The following is a 26,094-nucleotide window of genomic DNA, read 5'->3' as shown; positions in this document are numbered from 1 at the left end:
TGTGACTACCGTGGCGCGCGTGACGAACCCACAAACCCCACTGGATCTCAGCGCCATCACCGCCAAGAAGTGGGCCGATCCGGCCGACTTCCCCACCGAGGAGTTCGAGCGCGCAACCGCGTTCTACGACTCGATGCGCACCCATGACGAACACCTGCTGAAGGTGCGGGCTGAAGCCTCCGGCCTGATCGAGCAGTGGACCGGACACACCCCCCGCGATGTCGGCTCCTTCGGCACGCGCCTGAACCTGGAGACCAGCGACCTGGACCTGGGCATCGGTTTCCCCGTGGAGCAGCGCGACGACTTGATGCGGGCGCTGGTGGGGGAGGGGCGGGCAACGTTCCTGGGCGAACGCCGCACGTCGTTCTCCACCACTCGGCTCGTGTTCACCTTCGACGTCGCGGGTATCGAGATCGACCTGAGCGCGCTCACCGTCGAGGACTTCACGGTCGCGTGTCGCATGCTCGACCAGATCGACGCCGAGATGACCAAGCCTGAGCGCATCGCGCACACGTGGGTCAAGCACCTGCTGCGTGACAGCGGCCGCCTGGACGAGTACGCCAAGTGGAAGCTCGTGACGTACGCCCGGTACTGCCCGGAGTTCAACTGGGTGCCGATCCCCGAGAAGTCCAGTTCGTAGAGCTTGCCGCGAGGGGCTGCCCCGGCGTACGGCGCCGGGGCAGTCCCTGGTGCTGTGGTCAAGTACCGCACGGGTCCGCCGCGTTGATCAGACGCCACTGATCGGCGCGGGCCCACCGGCCGTGCTCGGGCCCCAGGGTGGCCGCGTGCTCCGCAGGCAGAACACGAGCCACATCGAAGACGGTCTTGGCCATACGCTCGCGCAAGCCCTCCATCTCCCTGTCCAACAGAGTACGAATGCGCTCCTCGAGGACGTGGCCCCGACCGGGCAGAGGCGTGGGGGGTTCCTGTTCAGCGGCAGCGAGCAGGCCGCCGAGAACGGTGTACGCCGCGTCCTTGAGTACGACGCGGGCGCGGCGGACCTGGTGGCGGGGCTCGCCGTCGAGGATCTTCTCCAAGCTCTTAAGGGTGTAATCGAAGGCGAAGTTCCGGTCGACCCAGAGCTGCGCCCACTGGCTGCACACACCGATGCGCCAGTCGGCGAACTCGGCGTCCTGCCGCCCCATCGAAGGACGGACCTCTCCGGCCAGGCCGGCGCGCTGCACCCGCTTGGTGTACGCGGCGCCGATCAGGCACTCCATGCTGACGAGCATGTAGGAGATGCCGGTGTGGAATGCACGGCCGGTGCCGTGCGCCGCCACCCACTCCGGGTCACGGACGCCGTTCACGATCTCCTCGACCGGCACGTCGGGGAGCGGCTGAATCAGGAGGTCGGTGCGGCCCTGGTAGGCGTAAGTCGCCCTCAGCTCCTCGAACGTCATCAGGTGGTCGAACGTGATGTACGTGAAGCGGGTCGGCACGCCGAGCGCGGACAGGGTACGGATGGCAAGGGCGTTCTGTTCGCCTCCGGTCTCCTTGTTGAACCGGTCGAGGACCGTATCCACGCCGGACTCGACGCCGAACAGACAGCGGCGCAACCCCTTGTTCACCAGGGAACGCCACATCGCAGCACGTTCGGTGTGCCAGGCGAAGTCACGGTCCGGGTGGGTGACCTGGTCGATCCGGCAGCTCGTCTCCCACTTGAACCCGGCGCCGTGCAGCACGTCTGCCACCCTCACGGCTCGGGCGACGGCATCCGGGCCCCGGCCGATGAACTCCTCGTCGACGAGATACAGGGTGCGGGAAATGCCGGGGTAGCGGTCGAACACCGCGCCGATGTGATCGAGCATCCAGCCGAACTCGCCGGGTGTGCCGCCCGACCACTGCCCCTTGTGGCTTCGCGGGCAGAAGGAACAGAAGTTGGTGCAGCCGCGACTCGCCTCCAGTTGGGCAACGCCGTGGTGCTCGAACGTCGCGGGAAGCAGGTCGAGTTCGGGCAGGAAGTCGCTCTGTGCCCGGCTGACGGGCTTGGCGGTGCGACGTCGCCCGATCGCGAGTGCGCCGTCCCCGCGGGCCGCTCCGTTGTATCCGATGCTGTGGACCTGGTCGCGGGCGATGTCCCCGTGCCAGTACCCCAGGAGATCCTGGATGGTCGGCTCGCCGGCACCACGGGCGATCAGCAGGTCGGGGTACTGCTCCAGGAGCAGCGCTTCGTTGCGGGCCGTGAGGCTGCCCCCGGCAATGACGAGAGGAGGCTCAGCCAACGCGTATGCGCTGTCAAGGAGTTCGGTCATGAGGTCGTGCTGTCCGAACGTGGCGGAGATGCCGAGGATGTCGGGGGTGTTGTCGGTGACCTGCTTGGCCAAGTCGGGCAGCGTGGTGCCGAGTTGCATGTCGGTGAGTGTCACCTCCCCCATGAGGGACAGACGTGCTGCGCGGGCGACGTCGCTGATCCCGAGCGGGAACCGCGGGAGGGGGAAGTGCTCGCGGTGGTACAGCGCGGCCAGCAGGACTCGCGGCCGCGAGAGCCGATAGACGGCTTCCGGGGCGAGATCGGCCAGGGACAGCCACTGATCCGGCGACTTGAAGACGATGTTCACCGCGGCCCAGCCAGGCCATGCGCGACTGTTGTGCGGTTGGCCGGAAAGGTCAGCGACGACCCACCGTCCGTCGGGGCGCTCGACGAACACGAGCCGCCGGTCCAGGGTCCCGGTGACACGGATGCGTACGGCGTACGGCGCGCAGTGCTCCGCCAGCCACTCCTTGACCGCGTTGGGGGCGATCAGCAGGGGCTCCAGGGCCGATATCGCGGCGCTGGTCGCGTAGAGGGACGGACTCACGAGTCGTAAGGCTTCGGCCAGGCGCAGGGCCTGGAGGGTGATGGGGCGTTCGTCGGTCATACGTCTCGCCCTTCGATGTGGAGATCGGAGTTGGACTTGAGCGATGCGCATGCGGGGAGGGCGGTTCGGCAGCGCTCCTCCCGGCACGGGCCTTCCGGTGCCGGTCCTTCATCCAGGTCCGGTCGCCAGGTGGTGTGACCGCCCGCCACGGTCGACGGGCGGGGGAGGCTAGGAGCGGGGTGGGGAGCCGGATTCCAGGTACTGATCACTGGTCAGAACTGGAACGTCACCCACGCGGTCCGCGGACGGCGGGGGTGGTATGGCTGGCAGTCTCCCCGCGGGTACGCGAAACGTGGCCCAAGTCGTCGTGCCGTCGTCACTCACGCCCCAGTCGTGCGCGAGGGCGGCGACAAGGAACAGACCACGGCCGGAGACGGCTTCGTCGTCCGCGGGCTTGTGCTGGGCTGGTTCCGGGTTGCAGTCGGTGACCTCGACGCGTAATTCGTTGTCGGTGTAGAGGACTTTCAGGCCGACGTCCCCGTCGCCGTGCTGGATGGAGTTTGTGACGAGTTCGGAGACGGTGAGCACGATGTCGTCCGCGGTCTGCCCGTACACCTGCCACAGCCGCAGGTGGGCGGTGGTGATCCGGCGCATGCGACCGACGCGGGTCTTGTCCGGTGTGAAAGCCACTCTGAAGCCGCGGGCGGTCTGTTGCATCAGTTCTGCGGCGACCGTGGTGACGGCGGCGGGGGTCATCGTGTGCCTCCCAGATGGCCAACGGGTGTATGGAGGAGCTCTCCTGATGCCTGCTGGAGCCGTGCAGATGGCACTTCCGTGGCCGCTTGCGCACTCTCAGCGAGGAGCGTTATGAGCCTGGCAAGCGGGACCGGTGATACCTAGCCCCATTTCGATGCCGGACTTTCGCCGGATCGGGGTGCCGTTCGCCGCACCTTCGCCGCCTTAACGCCGGATCAATGCCAGATTCGCTAAGTACCTTGGATCCTGGGCAAGTTGAACCCGGATGGGCTTTACGGTCGGTCACAGCGACGTGCTGAACTCAGGGAGAAGGGGAGCACCATGCGCACACTGCTCCGTCACCTGCTCGACGAGCGCGAGTGGCACGACTACGACGTGTTCCTGCCTCGTTTCCAACAGGCGGCGCGGGAGCTTGCCGAGCGCGAGGGTCCTGACTCCTTGGTGAGGCTGGAGCCGGCCAAGCGAACCTTCCAGGGCTGGTACTACGGCGACCGCCGGCCCAATGTTGACGCGCGCCGAGTCCTGGTGCACCTACTCGGCCACACCATCAGGCAGTTGTGGACACCGGCACCCGAAGACGGGGGAGCCCAGGAAGCACTCTCGCAATTCGACACGGCCGCCGCCCATGCCGAGTCCGGCGTGGAGCTGAACGAGATGAGAAGGACGGGAGCAATGGCCGCAAGGCGTGCAATGGATTTCGCCATGGGGGCGGAACGCGGGCAGGTAGGCGAGGACACCCTCGGATTCCTCGGTGACGAAGTGGGCCGGCTCGCGGAGGCGTACCCCAAGGCCCCGCTGTCAGAAATCTGGGACGACCTGGCACAGAGTCAGGAGGAGGCTTTCCGGCTTCTGGACAGTGGCCGAGCCAGGCCCTCCCAGTCCCGCGATCTGCTGTTCATGGCCAGCGCGCTGAGCTTCATGATGGCCAAGGGCTCGCACGACATCGGCGACCCCAAGGCCGCCATGATCCAGGCGCGCACTGCGAGCTTCTGCGCAAGACAGGCCGAGCACACCGGCCTCATGGCCATGGCCGACGGTTTGAAGTCCCTCATTTCCTACTGGGCGGGTCGTCCTCAAGACGCCCTGCACTACGCCCAGCAGGGCACGGCGGTAGCCGAGGTTCTGAGAGGCACCGTCAGTCCGTGGCTGCACGGGCTGCAAGCTCGCGCAGCCGCCTTGCTCGGTGACCATGAGACCGTTCGTGCGGCCAACGAGCGAGCCCTCACCCTGCGCGAGCAGGTCGTGCCAGACGAACTGGACGAGCTCGGCGGCCTCTTCACCTACCCCGAGATCAAACAGCGGTACTACTCCGTCGAGGCCGCCGTCCTACTCGGGCAGGGGGATGCCAGCGTCGCCCGCGCCGCTGAGGAAGCCGCCGACGGGTTCAGCGACCCAAGCGACCCGAACTGGGCCTTCGGCGACCAAGCCGGAGCCCAGTGCAACCTCGCCCTCGTGCGCTTGTACGGCGATGACCTCGATGGCGCAGCCGAAGCGGTTCGCCCCGTCCTGGACCTCGCACCCACCCACCGCAACAACGGCATCGTCGTCTCGGCCGACCGCGTCCGGGCCGCGCTGACCCGCAGCCCCGCCTGCGACGCCGTCGTAGCCCAAGACTTGCGAGCCGAGATCGAAATGTACCGACCCCTGCGCTCTGCACTTCCGAGCTGAGCGCCGGTAGAGTCCTCCGGCATGTACCCGATCAGCCGTACCAGTGCGCGGTTGAAGCTCCGTGAACTGACCGTCGACGACGTGGATGCCGTTCACGCGATCTACGGCAGCGCGGAAGCGACCGAGCACTTGTCCTTCGAGCCGCGTACGCGTGACCAGGTGGGGCAGATCGCCGTCCGGTCGATTGCCGCAGCCAGCAAGACGCCGCGCGATGAATACGCGCTGGCTGTCATCGAGCGGGACAGCACCGCACTGATCGGGTTCGCCCGCCTTGCCCTTGACCCTCACCAGCAGCAGGGAGCCACGATCGGCTTCGCGCTGCGCCCTGATGCGTGGGGCGTCGGTTACGGGGTTGAAACGGTGCAGCTTCTACTCGAAGTAGGCTTCGGCGAGCTGGGGTTGCATCGAATCTGGGGAGCTCGCTCCCCGCACAACTCCGCTTCCGCCAAGACGATGCTCACGGCCGGCATGAGCGAGGACTACACGATCCGCGAGCACATTCAGAAGGCCGGCGAATGGCGCGACTCGGTGGTGCACACGATCTTGCGGCACGAGTGGCAGACCGTACAGCAGGTGGTGTAGCGCGGCCTGTTGGGTGCTCAGCTGGCAGTCTGCTCCATGATGGCTGCGTGCGCGTGCGGGGCAGAGCATCGGCGCCCGCAACTCCCGGAGGGACCCGCTTGCTCTTAATCCCAACGCCGGGACGACTTCATGCGAACAGGGCATCTGGTGACGAACGAGAGATGTTCAGCGGGGACTGTCACACGCTGTACATCGCACCTGGGTATTCACACCGATGCGGCGATGCCGATCCGTACAAGCAGGGCAACGCCCGTCACGGCCATCAGCATGAACCGCAACGGCCGGTTCTTACGGTGGGGCTGCAGCAGCATCGCGACCAGTCCTGCACCAAAGCCCACGTACGCCCAGTTCCGGGCGGTGTCCATGGCGTCGACGACGTTGTCCTTGCAATTGGTCGTGAACGGACACGCGTTCCACGCCTCGTCGAAGAGTGACAATTCCCAGACTGCCAGCAGTCCGGTGACCAATGTGAGCGCTGCGGCTGCCCACCGCCAGCGCTTGTCGACCGTACTTGTGTCCCTGTGGGCCGCATATCCCGATTTTGCCATCAGAGCAGCCCTCAGAGTGCTTGTTCTCGAACGTCGATCAGAGGTGGAGGGGATTTAGAAATCCTGTGCACTCAAGCCAGCAGTGCTATGCGTTGGTCTGCACTCCTGAGAATCGGGATCCAACCTCTATCGGGACCCCTATCTGGGCTCGGTGGCGTGTTGTGATTCAGGCAGCATCCATGCTCAAAGTTCAACTAAAGAGGATCAGAGTTGGCACTGGGCCGTGCGCTTAGCATAGTTAGCTGCTTGGAAAGCGAATTCGTTCAGGTTATGGCGAAGTATAGTACCGGGTTCCTTTGCCTCTCCTACGATCATCACCTCAACTACGAGGGAGTAGCCTTGACTGGCCTCACTCTTCTTTGCGCCAATCGGCGTGCACGGCATGTAAGTGATTGTTTCTCTAGGCCATGACAGAGCTGCGATGTTGTTCTTCGAAATCCTGGATGGCTCCCCGTCTTGCTGATTCCTGTAGTATTTTTCCCACGAGGTTGTGGTTACGTCACGTGTATTGACTGTTGCGGACAGGATCGACCCACTGCTCGTCGTCAGGTTGCAATGGAAGTAGTACGTCCCATCCTCAATTCTTTGCCGCGAACTTTCTTCCACCTCGCGAGCGCTAGGCAAAATGTCTGACGCAGTAGACCTTTCAACTGCGCCCTTACAGGGCTTCCCTGGCAGATCTTCGATCCCGCTCAAGAGCAATTCCTGATACGCGAAGAAGGCTCCGCCAAATACAGCTGCACCGACTAGACATCCTGCTAGGAGCCTCTTATTTATCTTGTTCCGCGTCACGGTAATCCTCGTTGAGATTATTTTGCGATCAGTTTGGGCGCTTCATGTTGTCGTCAAGCCTGCTATCGCCATCCACCCATCCTTTGGTTGCCTGTTGGGCAATGAGAACGTCCAAGTCCCTCTTCGGGATTTCGCTGTCGTGCTGCTCTCGGCTGTACTCGGCCGCCTCGAGAATGCTGCGCTTCGTATCGTCTTCATCGACGCTAATGTCCTTCCCTGTACGGTAAAGGACGTGGTCCGTAGCGTCGTCCATTTCTCGACTCTCGAGAATTCGGTCAATCCCCAAAGATGCAGCCCCTGCCAGGAAGGCGCCGCCGGCACCGAGCATGAACTTGCGGCTGAGGTCGCCAGCGCCTTCCAAGGAGGCAGCTCCGACTGCAATTCCGGTTGACGCTATACTCTTGAGGAAGTCGCCCTGCGTCTTCAATGATTCATTGAAGTCGTTCCGCCCATCGACTATCGGCTGAATTTCTGCATCCGCTCGAGACCTGCTGAGAACGCTGTCGATTACTCCCGCATTATATGCTACCCCTTCAATGGCCTTCTCTGTTGTTTGGCGCCCGTTGGCTCCCTCAGTGGCGAGATGCGCTTCTATCGTGCTGTTCGTGTAAATGTCCCGCCCGTAAATAACGCCTGCTGCTGCGTCATCATCTCGAGCGAGAGCATAGAGAAACCGGTAGGTATCGGTTCGGTCCAGCATTTCCGATACCGAACTGTTCACTGGGAAAACGGATTCCATTCCTGGGCCTGCGATCACGCGGTTGATCTCCGGCATGTAGGCGGCCGCAATGTGTCCGAAACTGTCGCCGATACCTTTGCCGACCAGGTCGGCGCCACCCGCTGGGTCCGCCACGGCGTGCATGACGTTCTTCACGATCTCGGTTTGAGTCTTGCTGTGGGGCATTAGCCCGCCTTGGGCTTCTTCTCCGTATGGAATGCCCATCACGGCTGCCTCTAGTGCATGCCCGACAGAGTCGCCCCGCCCTGTATTCTTGGTGCTCTCGAGGATGTGGTCCAGGTCGGATCTTTTGCTGAAGATCTGCTCCGAGGCTTCAGGGTTGTGTGACAGGCCATCCATGAAGCCGATCAAGGGGTCAATCCCGTTTCCCTTCCCGAAGACCAGGTCGGCGCCGTCGCCGTCTCCCCATATCTCCTTGGTCTGGGTTGCCCCGAGAGAGTGGCTCTTGTCCTTCTTCAGAAGCTCCTCGCCGTAGTTTCCGAGGAAACCACTGTCATACTTTCCGTGACCCATGAGACTGCTCATGACTTGAAAGCCAGACACGCCCACGGGTGTAGTCGTTGGGTCCGCTCGGAAGCTGGTGTTACCTTCACGGATAATTCCCCGCTCCCATTGCTGCATCGCGGCACTGTCAGAGTGTGTCGCTGCGGCTAGCGTCATGCTCATGTTCCTTTGTAGGTCCTTGAGCATCGCGACGTCGGATCGGTCTTGAGTTCCGGAATGTGCTGCCGTGATTTCGGTCCAGAACTGCAGGGTGTTATTGGCTCCGAGCGTCGTGGCGAAGTGCTCGGAGAAGAGCGGATCGCTCCGGTATTTTTTCATATCGCGGTTAAAGGCGGAAATCTCCTTCAAGGACATTTCCTCAGGATTCTTGGCGAGTTTCGCCAAGTCGCTTGCCTTCTTGAGTGCGTTGGCCGCGGTGTCGCGATCCCTGTAGGCGGCTCCGGAGAAGCCGTACTTGGCCTGATCGGCAATCTTGCTCAAAACCCGTGCGGCACTGGTGTCGCTCTTGTGTGCCTTGTTGAGAATACGTTGAATATCGTCTCTGAGGTTGTCCACGGCGAGCTGCGACGCGGATTCAGACCCGTGCCCTCGGCTATCGGGATTCGGTCGCAAGGTTACGGTGAACCCGCCGTCTCCAGACCTGGTTGACACGGCAATGTTCCGCTGACGGCCCTGCTCGATTGCTTCTTTAAGTTCGTCCTGATACCGGACGAGTTCATCTCGGGTGTCTTTGAGGATGTTGTAAATAGTGCTTGCTTGGATGCGTGCGTCCCTGAACTCCCCAGCCGTCTTGCGGATGAAATCACGAGAGACGTTGGCGTTCACGCCGGCCCAGTTAGCCTTTTCGGCCTTCTCTTTCAGATCGTCCTGCGCATTCCGTTCCATAATCTTGAGATTCTTGACCATCGAGGACCAGTCATCGATGGCTGTAACTAGGGATGAGAAGTTTCCGTGGAGCAGGGTTTCGAAGTCCATTAGCTCTGGTTCCTCCCGTCGAACCCCTTGTCCAAAACGGAAATGCTGCTGAACGTGGAAGCGATAAAGTACTCTGCTCCCTGGTGAGACTTATTGGTGATGTCCATGTGATTGGAGATGTGCGCACAGGCATCCAGTAGGGTCTGGAGCTGCTTCTCCCACCGATCCTGGACATGATGGAGTCCGCCTCCGAGAGCGAAGCCCTGAGCCGTTAGGTCTTTGGCAGCCGACTGGCTACTGGACCAGGCGTCACGGCCCTGTCGTCCTAGAGTCTCGAACAGTCTGAACGCGCTGTCTCCAACTGATGCCAACTCCTTCTGGTTGGCCTTGAGATCGCCCTGCTGGACGCCGGTGCTCGGGTGCCCCTGATTGAGCTGCATCTGCGTTGAGCGCTTCTCGGCAGCATCAGATTTGAGCTGCTCCCACTCGTCCCAAGCCATATCCAGGTTCCTCCCCGTGTGAGCCGACTGCCGGTCGCTCCTTGGCCTCGCTGTGCCGCCCGACCTAAAGGCGCGGGACAGATGTGAGCGACGTGTCTCAAAACGACCCGGGGTGGGCACCTCCCGTGCGTGCCCACCCCGTCAGCCTGGCAAGTGCTCTTGTCGTATCAGTAGTTAGCTGCTGCCTTGCGGTCGGCGGCGCTGTACGCGGCGCTCGCCTCGCGGACCGCGTTGGCGATGGCGTTGAGGGCCTGGTGGATCTCGCGAGACTTTGTGTCCCACTCGCGGTGCAGACCGTCGGCGGCGGTCTTGGCCTCGCCCTCGAAGAAGGCGGAGATGTCCTTCATTCTGGTCTGAAGGGCCTGCAGGTCACCGTCGAGGCGCTTCGCCTGGCTGCTGATCTGCTGCGCGGCACGCTCGAGTTCGGCGTACGTGACGAGCATCGTGCCGTCGTCTACGGCCATGGTTCCTCCCGTTTTCTGAGTCTGCTTGCTGCTGTTGCAACTGGTGGGTGCGCCGGTCACTACATGTTGTTGAAGCTCGAAGAGCCACTGGAGCCGGAGCTCGAACCGGAGCCGACGTCGATGCCCTTGAGGGCCTGGAAGACTTCCTGCTCGGTGCTCCCCGCGATGCGGCGGTTGTCGTCGACGGCCTGTTGGAAGCGGACAAGGAGATTGCCGATGTGGGCCATGCGTTCGTTGATCTCCCGCTGCTTGCGGTCGAAGGAAACGGCGCCCATGCCCTTCCACTTGCCTTCGACGCCGTCGATCACGGCCTGCAGCTGCTGCAGCTGTGTCTTGACGGAACCGAAGCGGTCGTTGAGCTCCTGCTCAAATCCCCGCAGTACTTCGTCATTGACCTTCTGCACTGCCATGAAGTGCCTTCCCTTCTCGGTGTCTTTGTTGGAGGCCGGCGTATGTGGTGCGCCGGGTACAGGGCCGCGGCCTGGTGTTGTTGTGCTGGACTCAGGCGTTCCGGCGTTTGCGGGCCAGGGCGAAAGCTCCTGCGGCCAGGGCTGCTACGGCTGCGGCGATGCCCACGATGAGACCGAACGGGCTGTTGTCGTCGGCCTCTCTTCCTGCCTCCACTGCGGCGTCGTTGTTCGACTTTTCAGCCTTGCCGGTCGGCGAGGATGAAGGGGCAGGTGACGGCGATTCTGAGAGGCCCGGCTTGAGGATCGGCGTTACTTTCGGGTCTCCCGGTGTTCCCTTCCCGCGAAGGATGTTGACCGCTGGCCGGACCATGCCGTAGCCGGCGTACCTGGTGGGAGTGTTCTTCTTCCAAGTCCTGCCCGCAGTGTCAAAGAGGACGCGGAGAACTTGGTTGGCCGTCCAGTCGGGGTGGGCGGACCAGATGAGGGCGGCCGAGCCCGAAGCGATAGCGGCAGCTGCGCTGGCGCCCCCACCCTCGCAATAGCGCTTGAAGCTGGCATCGCACCATCGTGGGATGTCGACGCCTGGGGCGGACAGGTCAACGTCTTCGCCATTCTGAGAGAAGTCCGCTGTCTTGGCCTCGCGATCGGCGGAAGCAATCCCGGCTACCTCCAAGTTGGCCGCCGGATATAGGGGCTTGTTGCCCTCCTTGGCGTTGTCTCCGGTGCCTGCGATCAGGAGCTTGCCTTTGCTGGCCGCGTACTCGGCTGCGCTTTGCCCATAGAGGCTGTTGCCGATGGCATGTTGGTTTCGGAGGTTGATAACGATGATCTGGGCGTCGCTGTCGGCTGCTGCGCGGATGGCGTGGTACAGGGGATCGCGTTCGATCCAGGTCCCTGGTGGAAGTTCGTCGTACTTGAGCAGCGGGACCTTGAACGGGATGATCTTGGCTCCGGGGGCCATGCCCTTGATACCGCCGCCCTTGCCGGTTCCGGCGATCAGCTCGGCCGTGGTGGTGCCCTGGCCGTTCGTGTCGTCGGTGCTGCCGCCCTTTTCGACGGTGGCGTCGACTCCCTTGAGGACCTGGCCCTTGAGGGAAGGAGTGTCGGGATTGACGCCGGAGTCGATGACGGCGACCTTGATGCCCTTCCCGGTGGTCTTCTTCCAGATCTTCTCGGCGTACAGGGCATCCAGGTACCACTGCTTGGACTGCACGTCGTCGGCGGCGGCTGCGGGTGCCGCCGCGCCGGAGAGCGTGAGGGCCAATGCTCCGACTGCGGAGCTCACTGCGAGCAGACCCCGGCGGGCGAGGCTGAGTGTTGCGGTCATGCTGGCTTCCGGACCTTCCCCGTACCTAGTCGATCACCGGCGGTGTGGTGTTCCGCCGCTGGGGCTGCCACGTTTCCTCGTCCTCGGTCAGGTAGTCCGGACGCTCACCACGGTGATCCTGCTCCTGCTCCGGGCGCTGCGGCCTCGTCCGGCCCCCGGCAAGGCCGGCGCCGCCGGACGTGAAACCTCGCCGGCCCGGCTGACCTCCCGCAGAGGCGTTGGACGGAGTGCCCACGACTCCGTTCGGGGCCGGTGTGCCCCTGCCGGTGGGGCGACGGTCGCCGGCAGAGGGCTGGGAACCGAATACCCCTGACTGGCCCGCACGACCGGTGGGCCCACGGCCTGGTGCTGTGGGTTGGGACCCGATGACACTGCTGCGTGGAGCCGGTGATGAGCCGTGGGCTGCACCCGTTCCGGTCCGTTGCGGTGTGCCGCCGACGATCCCGCCCGAACGGCCGGACGGAGTTCCCGAGGTCCCGCCGCCGCGTCCGGTGGCAGGCTGTGCGGTGCTGGGCCGCCCGGTGATGGGTGCCTGGGCGGCCGGGCCGGAGCCCGGTCTACCGGTCGCGGCTGGACCACGGCCGTGGACGGGTTGGCCGACGGTGGTCGGCCGCCCTGTGACTGCGGGATGCCCGGTCTGCGTGGTGGAACGTGCGACAGGCCCGGGGCGTCCGGCGGCCGGAGTGTTCTGGCCTGTGCCGGGGCGCCCGGCACGAGTGGCGGTGGTGCTGGGAGAGCCCGCCTTGCCGAGGGGCTGGCCGCCGGGGGAGCCGGTCTTCGACGGGCCGGTGCCGGGGCCCGTCGGGCGCTGTGTGGTGTGAGGCGGGGGAGCGCCGAGGCTCGGAGGGGGTACAAGTGGTCCAGGTGACGGGCTTGTCGGACCCGTTGCCGTAGGAGGTGGGACAGGGCCGGGGCTGGGAGCAGGAGGCGCAGGCGCGGTCACGCTGTCGATCTGCACCGAAGACCCCGGGGTAGGGCTGGACGGAGAGGCACCTTGGCCAATGGCCTGTGAGGCGCCGGTGGACGCCTCGCCGGGGCGTCCGTCTCCCGGGGTGATCTGTCCTGCTGATGCAGCCGTGGTCGCGCTTGCAGCACCCGATGATCCCGGAGTGGCCCCTGCGGAGCCGGAGGGTTTCGGTACTGCTGCCCTCACGGGCTTGGGAGGCGTGGGCGGCTTCTGGGAAGCCAGGCTCTCCTCGGAGACTGCGTAGAACGAGGCCAGTCGGCCCATCTGGTTGATGGTCTCCTGCCGGTTGCGTTCGACCTCCATGGCCTTGACGTACTCGGCGTTGGTTTCCGTCTGTTCCACGGACTCGAAGTCCTCGGGCCGCTTGGGGACGAGGCGGTCGTCGCGCTGCTTCGGGGCGGAGCTGCGGACCGAAGCGAGTCCGGTTCCGGCCACCGACATTTGTGTCGCTGCCACGTTCGAAAACGATGCGACTTCCCAGGCGTGCTTGGTCAGTTCGCTTCCGTACCGACGGAACTCTCTGCCGGACTCGCCTTCCCAATCGGCCTTCTTGATGTCGTCGTCCAACGCCCGCGCTGCCTCGTTGAGTGAGTCCCGCGCCTTGGCCAGGGCGTCGCTGACGTGCTCCAAGTCCGATGGGTTGGCCGCGTCCAGGAGGTCGAGCATCGAGTTGAGGTCGCGGCTCTCGAAGTTGGTCCTGCCGAAGAAGTTTCCCGAGCTACCGCTGAACCCGAGCGTCTTCGGGAGCGTGCTCGCCCCCTCCATGGCGTTGACCACGTCGAGCTGTCGACGCAGTCCGTCCGCGGTCGTCTCCTGCTGCTGCTCAGGCGTCGGGTCCGGCTGTGGGTTGCCGTGCTCTCTCATTCGCTGTCTCCAAGGCCGAACGCCGACTTCGACGGGTCCTCCGCGCGCTCGGGCGCGTCTGCCGCCTCCTTAAGGGCTGCCTTACGCTCCTCAAGGAGACGAGCCTGAATCGCATGAAACCGAGCCCGATGCTCTTCCTCAAGGTTCTCGAACCCGACCTCCGTGCCCCGCACAGCGATCCGCAGCAGGGTGATCTGCTCGCCGAGAGACTTGGACAGCGAGACGAGCTCTTCGTGTACCCGGCTGTACTGGCGGTAGAGGCCGTCTGCCTCCGCGAATGGGGCGTTCGCTCCGCTCAGGGAGCTGCGAGCGATGCGCTGGGCCGCCATTTTTGTGCTGCCGGCCGCGCCGCCCTCCAGTTCCGACAGGATGGTGTCCACGCGCTTCTGGAACTTCTCCAGTGCACCGACTCCGAGCCTGAGGTCTCCGCCTCCGCCGCTCCCGCCGCTTGCTTCAGCCACGCTGATTGTCCTTCCCCCGATCCCCGTAAGCCTCGCCACCGCGGTGTTTTCCACCTGGCGAAACCCTGTTGCACTACGCGCGAACAGCACTGTTCGCATGTTTACCACCCTAGTCAAAGGGTCTGACAGCCGCGTCTTCTTTCTCGGCCAACTCGCCTCAGTAGCAACATAGTTCACGGCCGCTCGACACTTGAGAAGTTCCGTTCCGTCGAGTTCAGCCGAGCGCGTCCAGGTGTGGGCGGATTGTCTCCCGGCTCGCTTGAGGTCAACTCGTCGCCCCCTGTTCCCCTCTTGCGCGCCGCCGAGCGTCACGTACGGCTACCGCGCCGCCCGCGATGACCGCCACCAGAACGGAACTGCCGACTACCACATAGGTGCCGAGTCGAGTCGCCCTTGCCTGGGCGGTTTCTCCAAGTGGAAGGGGAATTGCTGATGGAGGATTTGCCTGCCCTGCGGTGTCGTTGCCGGGAACCGGCTGCTCGATCGGCTTGTCGGCCTCGCTGAGGGCGCGTACCGGGTCGACGACGCCCCATCCGACCAGGCGGTCGTGGCCTGTGGTGGGGCGCTCGGCGGTCTGCATGATCTGGGCGTTGATCTGCCGCGGGGTCCAGGTGGGGCGCTTCTCCTTGAGGAGGGCGACGACTCCGGTGACGTATGGGGCGGAGAAGCTGGTGCCGTTGTCGGAGCAGTGGCCGCCGCCGGGAACGGTGGAGATCATGTCCACGCCTGGTGCGGCGACGTCGACGAACTCTCCTGATTGGGAGAAGGCTGCGCGTTCGTTGTTGCGGTCGGACGAGGCGACGGCGAGGACTTCTTCGTACGACGCCGGGTAGGTCTTTTTGACGTGTCCTCCGAGGCCGTCGTTTCCGGCCGAGGCCACGACGACGACCTTCTTCGCGAGGGCTTCGTCCACGGCCTGTTTCAACTCGGCTGTGGGTTCTACGGCGTTCGCGGTGTCCTGGGAGATGCTGATGACGTCTGCTCGCGCGGGGCCGGTGGCGTAGCGGATCGCATCGGCGAGGGTTTCGGCTGTGCCGTGGCCTTCCGCGTCGTTCTGTTGGATCGGAATGATGGTCGCCTCGGGGGCGAGGCCGACGAAGCCCGTGCCTTTCATGGGGCGGGCCGCGATGATTCCGGCGACTTTCGTTCCGTGGCCGACTGAATCCGTAGTTCCGTTCTCTTTTCCGCGCTCGATCTTGTTGCCGTTCTCGTCCTTGAGGTTCTTCGGGAGGAGATTGCGGCCGCTCTCCGTGTCCACGGCCTGCGTCAGCTGACGATTCTTGACGTCGACGCCGGTGTCGATGACCGCTACGCGTACGCCCTTGCCAGTCGCGTGTTTCCACAGCTCATCGAGGAGGACACGTTGCAGGGACCAAGGCTGCCCCTTGTAGGGCTTGTCGGGGAACGTGCACTGATCTGGGGCCTCGTCCGCGGCGGCGGGGGTGGTTGCGGCGGGCACCGCGAGGGCGACGAGTGAGGCCGCCGCCACGGCGAGGACCCTGCGCGTGATTCGCACCCCTCACGCTCCCTGCGGTGTCAGAGCCGCACCGGACGACAGGCGCGGGCCGGTGGCCAGGAAGGCGGACCACGCCGCAGGGACGGGTGCGGGGGTCACGTTCTCGTAGCCCAGCCGATTCTGCGCCTGCTGGGCTTCCGCCAGCCGCGCCTCCCGCTGCTCCTTGCGCTCCTTGGTCGAGCCCGATTCGCCGATTCCCGCGCCGTCGGTCGCGCTGTCGCCGTTGGACTGCATGGCGTACCGCAGGCCGGTGTCCGTGACGAGGAAGGTGAAGCCCGAGGTGGTCGTCGAGCCTTGAAATTGGCGGAAGAGCTGGCCAGAGCCCGGAGTGACGTATGCGCTGCTGGAGCCGGTGGGCAGGTTCGCCGGGAAGGCGGTGCCTGCCCAGGTGCTCAGTGTGGTGGTGCCCTGGTCGGCTCCGCTGTCGTCGACGTCGCGCAGCACGTTGCACACGGTGTTCCGGTTGCTCTCCTTGTTGCTCGCGGAGTTGACCCGGTTCGGCTCCTGCTGTGGCCAGGTCTTGTCCGCGCCGAACGGTTGGCCGGGTGTGAAGGCGGCGGCGCTGACGGGCTTGGCGCGGCCCGCCTGGCCGAGGCCGGACACTTGCGCGCTGTTGAGGACCAGCTTCGCGGTGAAGTCGGAGACCGGGGCGACCCGGCCCGGCAGGACGACGTACTTCTGTGTGCGTGAGCCGGAGGTCGCCTCCAGGACCATGCCGACCCGGTTCGCCTCCGCATCCAGCTGGCCCGGAGCGTTGGCGTCGGCTTCAGGCGTGCCCGTCAGCCGGGGGAAGGTGATGTTGTCGCCCCGGTGCAGGGTGTCCAGCCAGGCGGAGGAAACCCGCTGTGGTGTGACGCGGTCGCCGACCATGACGCGCAGCAGCGGCTCGTCGTCCTCGACTGGATATGCCGTGCCCTTGGCATCGACCACATACCGGGTGCGGTCCGGGCCTTGGACGTACAACAGCTCGCCGCCGGTGAGGCGTTCAGGTCCTTCGGTGCGCTGCATGTCCCGCTGGGCGAGGATGAACGCCGCCTTCTCGATCGCGCGGCCGCCCTCTCCGGGACGCTCGCAGACCGCCCAGCGTTTCTTCGCGCCGGCTTCCTTGGCGTCGGGCAGGCGGTCGGGGGCGTAGGGGATGCCGAGGGTCGGGCCGTGCGGGATCTTCCCGCTGTCGAGCGTCGACTCGTCGACGTTGATGATCTTGCCTTTGTCCGGGGTGAGGAGGAGCTTCGCGGACGACATGTTGAGCACGGGGTGCAACTGGACCTTGCCGTCGGTCTTCAGTACCACGTAGCGGGTGGTCGACTTGCTGGAGATGATGACGTGCTCACCTGGCTTGTCCCAGTTCATGGGCGCTGCCGGTTTGAACATGCCCCAGGCGCCGAACGCAGCGAGGATGACCACCGCGATGATCAGTCCCGGTACGACAGCGCGCAGCGGGCGCGGCCATGCCTCCTCCGTGCCGCTCGCGCTCGGCTGGAGGAACTGGCCGATCAGCCGCCGTTTCGCGAAGGTGTAGGCGTTCAGTTCGTCCCGCCGTGATGCCATCTGTTCGGTGCCTCTTTCCCCCACCAGGGCCGCAGTCTTCCCGCTGTGCGGGACTGTCCGCTTGCCCTGCCAATCCTGTTAGTGCCCGACGGTTCTGTATGTGATCAGTACGCGTCGGCGTGCTGGACTTCCCGCCGGTGTCGCACGGCCCCTCAACGGCGCCTCATGACGAGAGCGAACGCATCTGGTGATAGGCGCCGAACACCGCCAGACACAGCGGAAGCAGCGTCAGGAGAACGAAGCTCTCGCCGATCTCCAGGAACCGGCCCCAGAACGGCGTGACACCCTTCTGCGGCACGATCAACGCCACCGCCGCGATCACCAAGGTGACCACCGCCACCGCCACCGACAGCCACACCAGGCGGACCTCCAGCGCCGTGCCGTCGCCCCGAAGCGCTTCCAGAACCATCTCCACCGGAGGGTTGAGGCTCAGACCGAGCCCGAGCAGCACCAGGCAGGCGAGCCCGGCCGCGAGGGCACAGCCGACCTGCGCTGTATGCCGGAACAGATGAGCCCGCGTCAGCATGGCCACGCCCGTGGCGAACGCGAGGAGCTGGGCCCAGACGTCGTCCGAGAAGCCGAGCACCGCTGCCGCCCCCACCGCGACCAGGGCGCAGCCACCGACCAGGCCGACCAGCAACTCGTGGCCGCGCCGCGCCTGAGCGGCAACGCGCTCGGCGTCGATGTCGGCCACCTGCTCGTCCTCGTCCTCGAAGTCGAGATTGGCGGCGGAGCGCGGCGGGTCGAAACCGATCGGCAAGCGGGCGAAGCGGGTGGAGAGGCCGGGCAGGAACGCGAGCGCGCCCACAGCGAGCGGGGAGCAGATCGCAGCGGTCTCGATCGGCTTCAGGTCGGTGAGGATCGCCACGAACGTCACCACCAGGCCGACGGCGGAAGCGAACACGAAGGCCACGAACGGACCGTCACCGCTCGGTGTCACGATCACGAGGACCATCGAGGCGACCAGCACCGCCGCGCAGGCGAGCAGGAACTGCAGCTTGCCAATGCCCTCTCCTGCCGTGAGGGGCAGCAGTCCTGTACCGGCCACTCCCAGGTTCGCCAGGGCGCCGATGCCGAGCGCGAGCGACGCTCCCCGGTCCCCGTACACGCGGGCGCGTACGACGGCGAGCGCGAGCAGCACCAGACCCGAGACCGCGGTCAGGATGCCCGGCAGGCCGTGCATGTCGTGCTTCAGGTCCGACGTCCATGCCACGAAGGCGAGCAGACAGAGCAGCACCGAGGTGCCGAAGAGCCCGGCGCCGCGCATCAAGTCGTCGTTCCACAAGGTGCGGTCGCGCGTGACGGCACTGGCCGTGGCGTGACTGACGTCGTCGAAGACGGCCGGCGGCAGCGAATCAGAGAAGGGCCGCAGGGAGAGAAATTCGCCGTCTACGATCCGCTGGGCGGCCAGTGACCGCGCCTCGTCCAGAACGCTGCCGTCCCGACGCACGAGGTGATACCCAACCGGACCACCCGATGCCGGACTCTGCCCGGACAGACGGAGTAGCTCCGGATAGAGATGAGCGAGCGGAATGTCGTCGGGCAAGGCCACATCAACGCGGCTGTCCGGAGCCGCCACAATGATGCGACGGAAACCGGTTCCCCGGCCAGCAGGCCCCCGGGCGCCAGGCACTCTTCCGCCCGCCGCTTGAACCGTCGAACTCACCTGCTGTTCCCCCTCCATGCCGTTCTCTGGGGTACGGTCCCACCCTTGTCCCCATTGACCGCGAATGACCCTGAAACTACTTGGTTCTTCGCGGCTGCGTATGCGCGTGCGTCACCCTATCGCCCGCGGTAACAGTGCACGCCAGTAGGATCTCCCAGCGGTTGGAGCCAGCGCCACGGGGGTGCAGGGGGCTAATTCCAGCCAACGAGGGGATGGGTGAGCTGTGAGCCAGATCGTCGTCAAGCGGCCGCCGCGCGCCCTGCCGCCCGAAGTGCCCACAGAGCCAGTGCAGTTGCAACCGCCGCCCGAACTGCCGCGCGGGCAGCAAGAGGGCATGCTCATGCAGCTGCTGCCGATGATGGGCATGGGCGGGTCCGTCGTCTTCTTCTTCATGGGCAACAACCCGATCATGAAGATCATGGGCATGGTGATGATCGCGTCGACGATCGCCATGGGCATCGCCATGCTCGTCCGCTATCGCCGAGGAACCCAAGGCGAACTGGCCGACATGCGGCGCGACTACCTGAAGTACCTTGCAAAAACCAGACGTTCGGTAGCCAAGACGGCGCGCCTGCAGCGGGACAGCCAGTTCTACCTGCACCCTGCGCCTGAACAACTGTGGGCACTAGTCGCCGATGGCAGCCGCACCTGGGAGCGCCGCATCAGCGACGGAGACTTCGCCCAGGTCCGGATCGGACTCGGCAGCCAGCAGCTCGCCACCGCGCTGATCGCCCCCGAGACCGCACCCGTCGACGAGCTCGAACCCCTCACTGCCGGGGCCATGCGCCAATTCCTCGCCGCACACAGCGACATGGACGGCATGCCCCTGGCCGTCTCCCTGCGCGCCTTCTACCACGTGACCGTCAGCGGCGACGAGAGCTCCGTCCGGGCGTCGGCCCGCTCCTTGGTCGCTTCCCTGGCGTCACTGCATTCGCCCGACGACCTCGTCGTCGGCATCGCCACCGCAGCTGACACCGCCCCGCACTGGGAGTGGGCCAAGTGGTTGCCTCACGTCCAAGGCGAGGGTACCGATGGCGCGGGCCGCAGCAGACTGATCACCTCCGATGCTTCCCAGGTCGAAAGCCTCCTAGCCGACCGGCTCGAAGGACGGCCCCGCTTCCAGCCAGGCGGTCAACCCCTCCTGGACCAGCCGCACATCGTCGTCGTGCTCGACGGCCAGGGTCTGTCACCGATGTCCGCTCTCGCCACGGCCGAGGGACTGCAGGGCGTCACCGTCGTCGAACTCGTGCCCGGCCGGCTGACCGGAGCCCGAGGGGGACTCTCCGTCGACGTGCATCCGGGCACGCTGCGCCTGGAGTCCGGGCACGGCCTCGTGTACGAGGGAACGCCGGACTTGCTCAGCTACGAGGCGGCGGAAGCGCTCGCCCTCCAGCTCGCCCCGCTCTACATGGCCTCAGGCGGCGACTCCGACGAACCACTGCTCGCCAACCTGGAATTCACCGACCTACTCAACCTGGACGACGCCGCTGCCGTGGACGTCGGCCACACCTGGCGACCCCGATCCCGAGCCGACCGCCTGCGCGTCCCCATCGGCATAGGCGAAGACGGCACGCCAGTTCTCCTCGACCTCAAGGAAGCCGCCCAGGAAGGCATGGGCCCGCACGGCCTGTGCGTGGGCGCCACCGGCTCCGGCAAGTCAGAGCTGCTGCGCACCCTCGTCCTCGGCCTCGCCGTGACCCACTCCTCGGAGACGCTCAACTTCGTCCTTGCGGACTTCAAGGGCGGCGCCACCTTCGCCGGCATGGCCGATCTGCCGCACGTCGCCGCAGTCATCACCAACCTCGCCGACGACCTCACCCTCGTCGACCGCATGGGCGACTCCATCCGCGGCGAACTCAACCGCCGCCAGGAACTACTCCGCCGCGCAGGCAACTTCGCCAACGTCCACGACTACGAGAAGTCCCGCGCCGCCGGCGCCCCCCTGGACCCCATCCCGTCTCTCGTCATCGTCATCGACGAGTTCAGCGAACTCCTCACCGCCAAACCCGACTTCATCGAGATGTTCGTCCAGATCGGCCGCATCGGCCGCTCACTGGGCGTCCACCTGCTGCTCGCCTCCCAGCGCCTGGAGGAAGGCCGACTGCGCGGCCTGGAAACCTACCTGTCCTACCGCGTAGGCCTGCGCACGTTCTCCGAGGCCGAGTCGCGAGCGGCCCTGGGAGTCCCGGACGCGTACCACCTGCCGAACGTCCCCGGCTCCGGCTACCTCAAGTACGGCACCGACGAAATGGTCCGCTTCAAAGCCGCCTACGTCTCCGGACCGCACCACACGGGCCCGGACCGTCCGGTCGCCGCCGATGGCCAACTGCCGGTGGACCGCCGCCCGGTGCCGTTCACAGCGGCCCCCGTACCGGTGCACTACATGCAGCCAGACCCCCGGACACTCGCCACAGATCCGCGGGCGACCGCAGTGCAGGACCCACTGGCCGACACCGTCCTCGACGTCATCGTGCGCCAGCTCGAGGGCCAGGGCCCGGCAGCGCACCAAGTGTGGCTGCCCCCGCTCGACAACCCGCCGCCTCTCGATGCACTCCTGCCCGGCCTAGCCTCAGTCCAGAACCGCGGCCTGACACAGCCCGGCTACGAGGGGGCAGGACGGCTTGTGGTCCCGCTCGGCGTCGTCGACAAGCCCTACGAACAGCGCCGCGAAACCCTCTACCGCGACTTCTCCGGCGCCGCGGGTCACATGCAGATCATCGGCGGCCCACAGTCCGGCAAATCCACCCTCCTGCGCACCATCGCCTCCGCCTTCGCGCTCACCCACACCCCGCAGGAAGTGCAGCTCTACGGGCTGGACTTCGGTGGTGGCGGCATGGCCTCAATCTCCGGCCTGCCACACGTCGGCGGCGTCGCATCACGCCTCGACCCCGAGCGGGTGCGCCGCACCGTCGCCGAGGTCCACGGCGTCCTCACCCGCCGCGAGGAGTACTTCCGCAGCGCAGGCATCGACTCCATCGCGACCTACCGCCGCATGCGGTCACGCGGCGAGATCTCGATGACAGACCAGCCCTGGGGCGACGTCTTCCTGCTGATCGACGGATGGGGCAACTTCCGTACGGAATACGAGGCCCTGGAATCCGCCGTCCTCGACATCGCGGCACGCGGACTCGGCTACGGCATCCACCTCGTACTCACCGCCTCACGCGCCATGGAGGTACGCGCCAACCTCAAGGACCTCCTCATGAACCGCCTGGAGCTCCGGCTCGGCGACACCATGGACTCCGAACTGGACCGCAAGGCCGCCGCGAACGTCCCGGCCGGCGTACCGGGCCGCGGCATCATTCCCGAAGGCCTGCACTTCATGGGCACCGTCCCCCGCATCGACGGCATCCACTCCGACACAGACCTGTCCGAGGCAACCGCCTCCATGAGCAAGGAGATCGCCCGGCACTGGCCCGCACCCGGAGCGCCCGCCGTCCGCCTGCTTCCGCGCCAACTGCCCCTCGCCCACCTGCCGGCCGGGCATGCGGAGCCGCAGCGCGGCATCGCCTTCGCACTCGACGAGAACAACCTGGAACCGGTCTTCCTCAATCTCGAACAGGACCCGTTCTTCCTCGTCTTCGGCGAGAGCGAGTCCGGCAAGTCCAACCTGCTGCGCCTGCTCATCAAGCAGCTCACCCAGCGCTACGACGGCGACAACTGCAAGATGTTCGTGATCGACAACCGCCGCTCCCTGCTCGACGCCGCCCCACCCTCACACCTGGCCGAGTACATCCCTATGTCCAACGCCATGGACCACCACGTCGAGGCACTGGCAGGCCTCATGCAACGCCGCACGCCCTCACCGGACATCACCGCCCAAGAACTGCGAGACCGCAGTTGGTGGCAGGGACCGACGGTGTACGTGGTCGTCGACGACTACGACCTCGTCTCGAACTCGGCCGGCAACCCTCTCGCACCCCTCACCGAATACCTGCCCTTCGCACGCGACGTCGGCGTCCGCTTCATCATCGCCCGGAACACGGCAGGCACCGGCCGCTCCTCGTACGAACCCTTCATGCAGCGCATCAAGGAGCTCGGCGCCCAGGGCGTAGTGCTCTCCGGCGACCCGGCCGAGGGCGACATCCTCGGCAACGTCCGCCCGCGGCCGATGCCACCGGGGCGCGGCATCTTCGTCTCGCGGCGTCGCGGGAACCCGCTGGTGCAGACGGGCCTTGAGGGAGAGTGACCTTCCCTGGCGATGGCCAACCGTGTCTGGGAGGAACGCAAGATGGCGTGGGTTTGCGACACGCTTCCGTCAATGGCTATGCGAGGCGGAGGAGCATCAAGTACACCTATCTGAGGTGTAGTTGATCACTGGAGGGGCAGTGCCAGGCCGGGATTTGCGCATGCTGTTCAGCTCGAACGACCGCAGCGTCACCGCGGACGAGGCGTTCACAAACCGGCAGATGCAGTGGCGGGCAGTGACTTCCGGTCTCACCGAACACTTACAGCGTGTGGGCAGCGTGAACTTCGACGTGGAGGACGTGGAAAGCCCGCGCCGGAACATCCTCGTCTTCCACGGTGTCGGCGGTATTGGCAAGACCACGCTCTCCCGCAAGATCGAGGCATCCCTCACGAACAGTGCGCACCGCCCGCCCCAGTGGGCGCAGGCCTACCTACCCCGGCAGCAGTTGCTGCCCGTGCGGGTCGATCTCGCCCGCAGTGCGGGGTCGGATTTCGAAAGCGTAATTCTCAGCATCCGGCTCGCCATAGCCGCGCTCGGTCGGCCGATGCCCGCCTTCGACCTGGCCTTGCGGCGCTACTGGGACCGTAATCACCCAGGCGAGCCACTCGAGGAGTACGTACGCCGCGGCGGGCTGCTGCACCGCTTCGGTGCCGCCGCTGCCCTTCCGCAGCAAATCCAGTCCGCACTCAGCGACACCGCCCAAGCCCTGATGCTGCCTGGAACCGTCGGCGGACTACTTGGCCATGGCGCCCAGGCGCTGATCACGGCGCTGCGTGAGAGGCGGCAGGCAGTGCGTTCGCTGGCTGGCTGCTCTCGACTGGCCGACTTGCTGGAGGCGGAGCCCGACCTGGACGCCCTCAGCTTCTATCCGCATCTGCTGGCCTGGGACTTGTCCCGCCTGCCCGCAGACAAGACCATCCTCCCGGTGATTTTGCTCGACACCTTCGAGGACACCGGAGACCGTGGCCATCGGGACTTCGAAAGGCTTCTGCAGCGTGTCGTGTGGCTCATGCCCAACGCGTTCTTCGTAGTCACCGGACGCAACCGGCTCCAGTGGGCACAGCCGAGCCTGGAAGGCCAGCTCGACTGGGTCGGCCCGCAGGCCTGGCCGGGCCTTGCAACTGAGCACACCCACCGCGCGTCGCAGGTTCACGAACATCAGATCCTGATCGGAGACTTCTCCCCCGAAGATTGTGAGGACTACCTCTCCCGCCGCCTGATGCAACGCGAAGAGCCGCTCATCGACGAATCCGTGCGCCGCACCATCGCCGAGCACTCCCATGGGCTGCCCCTGTACCTGGACCTGGCGGTCATGCGGTATCTGGAACTGCGGCGCAAGGGACGGCGGCCGCAGTCTGCCGACTTCGACCACGACTTTCCCGCCCTGATCTCCCGCACACTCAGCGACCTGAGTGCCGAGGAGCGTCACGTCCTGCGCGGGATAAGCCTGCTCAACGCCTTCTCCGTTCCACTGGCCACCGAGGTGGCCGGTCTGGATCATGATGCGCCCGCCCTGCGCTTGGCCGAACGGCCCTTTATACGCGAGTCCGCCTCGGGCGTGTGGCCCTTCCACCTGCACACCCTCATCCGCTCTGCCATCCGCACGAGCGAGGAGACAAGCGACGACCGCTGGAGCGAACAGGACTGGCACCGTGCCGCCCAGCGGGCTTTCAGCGCTCTTGAAGCACACTGGCGCCGCGACCCGCAGCGTGACCGCACGGTTCTGGTCGCCTGCCTCGAGCAAGGGCTAACCCTCGCACGAGACTTCGGTCTCGCCCTCGGTTGGCTGACCGACGCAGCCTTCCAATACACGGCCGATTCGATCTGGGAGCCATTGACCCTGCCACCGGCCCCCAACCCACCGCCACAGGGCGGGCTGACACCCGCGGATGCGCTGGTGGAGACCCTCAGCGCAGTCACCCGTCGCCAGCACGAGCACCGCGAACGCACCGCAGCACGCCTCGAGACCGTGCTGGCCGAGGGACTGCTCACCACTGAGCTCGCCGACATGGCCACCTACTACCTGGCCAAGGCTCAGCGCGACCTGGGCCGGATTGCAGAGTCCCGCCGGGGCATGCAGCAAGTGGCGGACAGGGGTGGCCGTCTGGCCCTCGCCGCTACACGTGGGCTCGCGCACCTCCACCGCCTCTCCGGCGACTTCCCGACAGCAGTAGAGGTCGCACGAAGGCTCGGCTGGCCGGGACGGCACCAGCGGGTCCTGGGCGACGTGTGGTGGGTGCACGCCGACATTGACCGAGCTGTTGCCGCCTACCGGGCCGATCGGACCGAAGCCGAGCAACACGCCGCCGTCGGCGAGAGAGCTATGGCCCAGGTCCATCTTTCCTTCGCCGCCGCGTTCGCCGGCCCGGACCGGGCAAGTGATGAACTCGACCTGGCCCAGCGGCTGCTGGAACCTCTGAGACTGCGCTCCAACGAGCTCACGGCCCGCGTTGCCAACCTGGTCCGTGCCGCCGGCAACTCCGACGTTCCGGGCCAGGCATCCGTACTGCTTGCTGAGATCGAGCGCTCCGGCATCTCATACATCCAGGCCAAACTCCAACTTGCCCTGTGCTTCCACTACTCAGTGCTCGACTACCGCGAGGAACTCGAAGGCGCGATCGACCGCCTCCGCACCCTGACCAACCGGGACGATTACGCCTACTACGTCGACATTGCCCACTTCATGGGCGGTCTACCGTTGCCCGCCCGCTCCACCAGGCCACGCTGGATAGACGGTGAGGAACAAACCCGTCGGCGATGGCGCAACCTGGTGATCACGCGACGCAGCTACTCCGCCCCAGACGGACGCCCACGGTAGGGCGGCACTGAAGGAGTTCGAGACGATGGCTCGAGACCGACTAGCCGTGGCTCCTTAAG

18 protein-coding genes are annotated in these 26,094 nt (G+C 65.7%); 5 read left to right on the top strand and 13 right to left on the bottom strand.

Annotation, left to right across the window (positions count from 1 at the left end):
• Positions 1-19: 19 nt before the first annotated feature.
• Entirely contained in the window at positions 20-640 is a 621-nt protein-coding gene (locus QIS96_RS28080; protein WP_282545573.1) for a nucleotidyltransferase family protein, read from the top strand.
• A gap of 58 nt (positions 641-698) precedes the next feature.
• Here QIS96_RS28080 and QIS96_RS28075 read toward each other — a convergent pair whose 3' ends face one another.
• A complete protein-coding gene (locus tag QIS96_RS28075) occupies positions 699-2,858 on the bottom strand; it encodes a B12-binding domain-containing radical SAM protein (protein WP_282545572.1) in 2,160 nt (719 codons plus the stop codon).
• A gap of 168 nt (positions 2,859-3,026) precedes the next feature.
• Positions 3,027-3,554, bottom strand: a complete 528-nt coding sequence (locus tag QIS96_RS28070) for an ATP-binding protein (RefSeq protein ID WP_282545571.1) — start codon at positions 3,552-3,554, stop codon at positions 3,027-3,029.
• Between the two features lie 321 nt (positions 3,555-3,875).
• Here QIS96_RS28070 and QIS96_RS28065 point away from each other — a divergent pair, with 321 nt between their 5' ends.
• Together QIS96_RS28065 and QIS96_RS28060 are read left to right on the top strand one after the other, a co-directional pair.
• Complete coding sequence (locus tag QIS96_RS28065) at positions 3,876-5,222, top strand: hypothetical protein (RefSeq protein ID WP_282545570.1); 1,347 nt, start codon at positions 3,876-3,878, stop codon at positions 5,220-5,222.
• Between the two features lie 21 nt (positions 5,223-5,243).
• Complete coding sequence (locus QIS96_RS28060; RefSeq protein ID WP_282545569.1) at positions 5,244-5,804, top strand: GNAT family N-acetyltransferase; 561 nt, start codon at positions 5,244-5,246, stop codon at positions 5,802-5,804.
• 206 nt (positions 5,805-6,010) lie between these two features.
• On the opposite strand, the gene QIS96_RS28055 is transcribed toward QIS96_RS28060, so the two are convergent.
• The 11 genes from QIS96_RS28055 to eccD form a co-directional block, all read right to left on the bottom strand.
• On the bottom strand, positions 6,011-6,352 hold the full coding sequence (locus tag QIS96_RS28055) for a hypothetical protein (protein WP_282545568.1): 342 nt from the start codon (positions 6,350-6,352) through the stop codon (positions 6,011-6,013).
• A gap of 204 nt (positions 6,353-6,556) precedes the next feature.
• Positions 6,557-7,144: a hypothetical protein gene (locus tag QIS96_RS28050; protein ID WP_282545567.1), complete on the bottom strand. Its 588-nt coding sequence runs from the start codon at positions 7,142-7,144 to the stop codon at positions 6,557-6,559.
• A 28-nt stretch (positions 7,145-7,172) separates the two neighbouring features.
• Entirely contained in the window at positions 7,173-9,362 is a 2,190-nt protein-coding gene (locus QIS96_RS28045; protein ID WP_282545566.1) for a hypothetical protein, read from the bottom strand.
• A complete protein-coding gene (locus tag QIS96_RS28040) occupies positions 9,362-9,802 on the bottom strand; it encodes a hypothetical protein (RefSeq protein ID WP_282545565.1) in 441 nt (146 codons plus the stop codon). Before QIS96_RS28040 ends, QIS96_RS28045 begins: the two co-directional genes overlap by 1 nt.
• A gap of 167 nt (positions 9,803-9,969) precedes the next feature.
• Positions 9,970-10,266, bottom strand: coding sequence for a WXG100 family type VII secretion target (locus QIS96_RS28035; protein WP_282545564.1), 297 nt, complete (start codon positions 10,264-10,266; stop codon positions 9,970-9,972).
• A 59-nt stretch (positions 10,267-10,325) separates the two neighbouring features.
• On the bottom strand, positions 10,326-10,676 hold the full coding sequence (locus QIS96_RS28030) for a WXG100 family type VII secretion target (protein ID WP_282545563.1): 351 nt from the start codon (positions 10,674-10,676) through the stop codon (positions 10,326-10,328).
• 91 nt (positions 10,677-10,767) lie between these two features.
• Positions 10,768-12,003: a S8 family serine peptidase gene (locus QIS96_RS28025; RefSeq protein WP_282545562.1), complete on the bottom strand. Its 1,236-nt coding sequence runs from the start codon at positions 12,001-12,003 to the stop codon at positions 10,768-10,770.
• A gap of 1,827 nt (positions 12,004-13,830) precedes the next feature.
• Positions 13,831-14,295, bottom strand: coding sequence for a hypothetical protein (locus tag QIS96_RS28020; protein ID WP_282545561.1), 465 nt, complete (start codon positions 14,293-14,295; stop codon positions 13,831-13,833).
• Positions 14,296-14,560: 265 nt separating this feature from the next.
• A complete protein-coding gene (mycP, locus tag QIS96_RS28015; RefSeq protein WP_282545560.1) occupies positions 14,561-15,811 on the bottom strand; it encodes a type VII secretion-associated serine protease mycosin in 1,251 nt (416 codons plus the stop codon).
• Positions 15,812-15,814: 3 nt separating this feature from the next.
• Positions 15,815-17,362 (bottom strand): type VII secretion protein EccB, encoded by a 1,548-nt coding sequence (eccB, locus tag QIS96_RS28010; protein ID WP_282545559.1) that lies wholly within the window; start codon positions 17,360-17,362, stop codon positions 15,815-15,817.
• Positions 17,363-17,525: 163 nt separating this feature from the next.
• Positions 17,526-19,046, bottom strand: coding sequence for a type VII secretion integral membrane protein EccD (eccD, locus tag QIS96_RS28005; RefSeq protein ID WP_282545558.1), 1,521 nt, complete (start codon positions 19,044-19,046; stop codon positions 17,526-17,528).
• A gap of 205 nt (positions 19,047-19,251) precedes the next feature.
• Here eccD and eccCa point away from each other — a divergent pair, with 205 nt between their 5' ends.
• A complete protein-coding gene (gene eccCa / locus QIS96_RS28000) occupies positions 19,252-23,217 on the top strand; it encodes a type VII secretion protein EccCa (RefSeq protein WP_282545557.1) in 3,966 nt (1,321 codons plus the stop codon).
• A 160-nt stretch (positions 23,218-23,377) separates the two neighbouring features.
• Entirely contained in the window at positions 23,378-26,035 is a 2,658-nt protein-coding gene (locus QIS96_RS27995; RefSeq protein WP_282545556.1) for an ATP/GTP-binding protein, read from the top strand.
• Positions 26,036-26,094 lie beyond the last annotated feature (59 nt).

Origin of the sequence: Streptomyces cavernicola (assembly GCF_029968035.1) — a bacterium.
Classification (GTDB): Bacteria; Actinomycetota; Actinomycetes; order Streptomycetales; family Streptomycetaceae; genus Streptomyces; species Streptomyces cavernicola.
The sequence above is the reverse complement of the archived record's forward strand: the minus strand, read 5'-3'. Positions and strand labels throughout refer to the sequence as shown.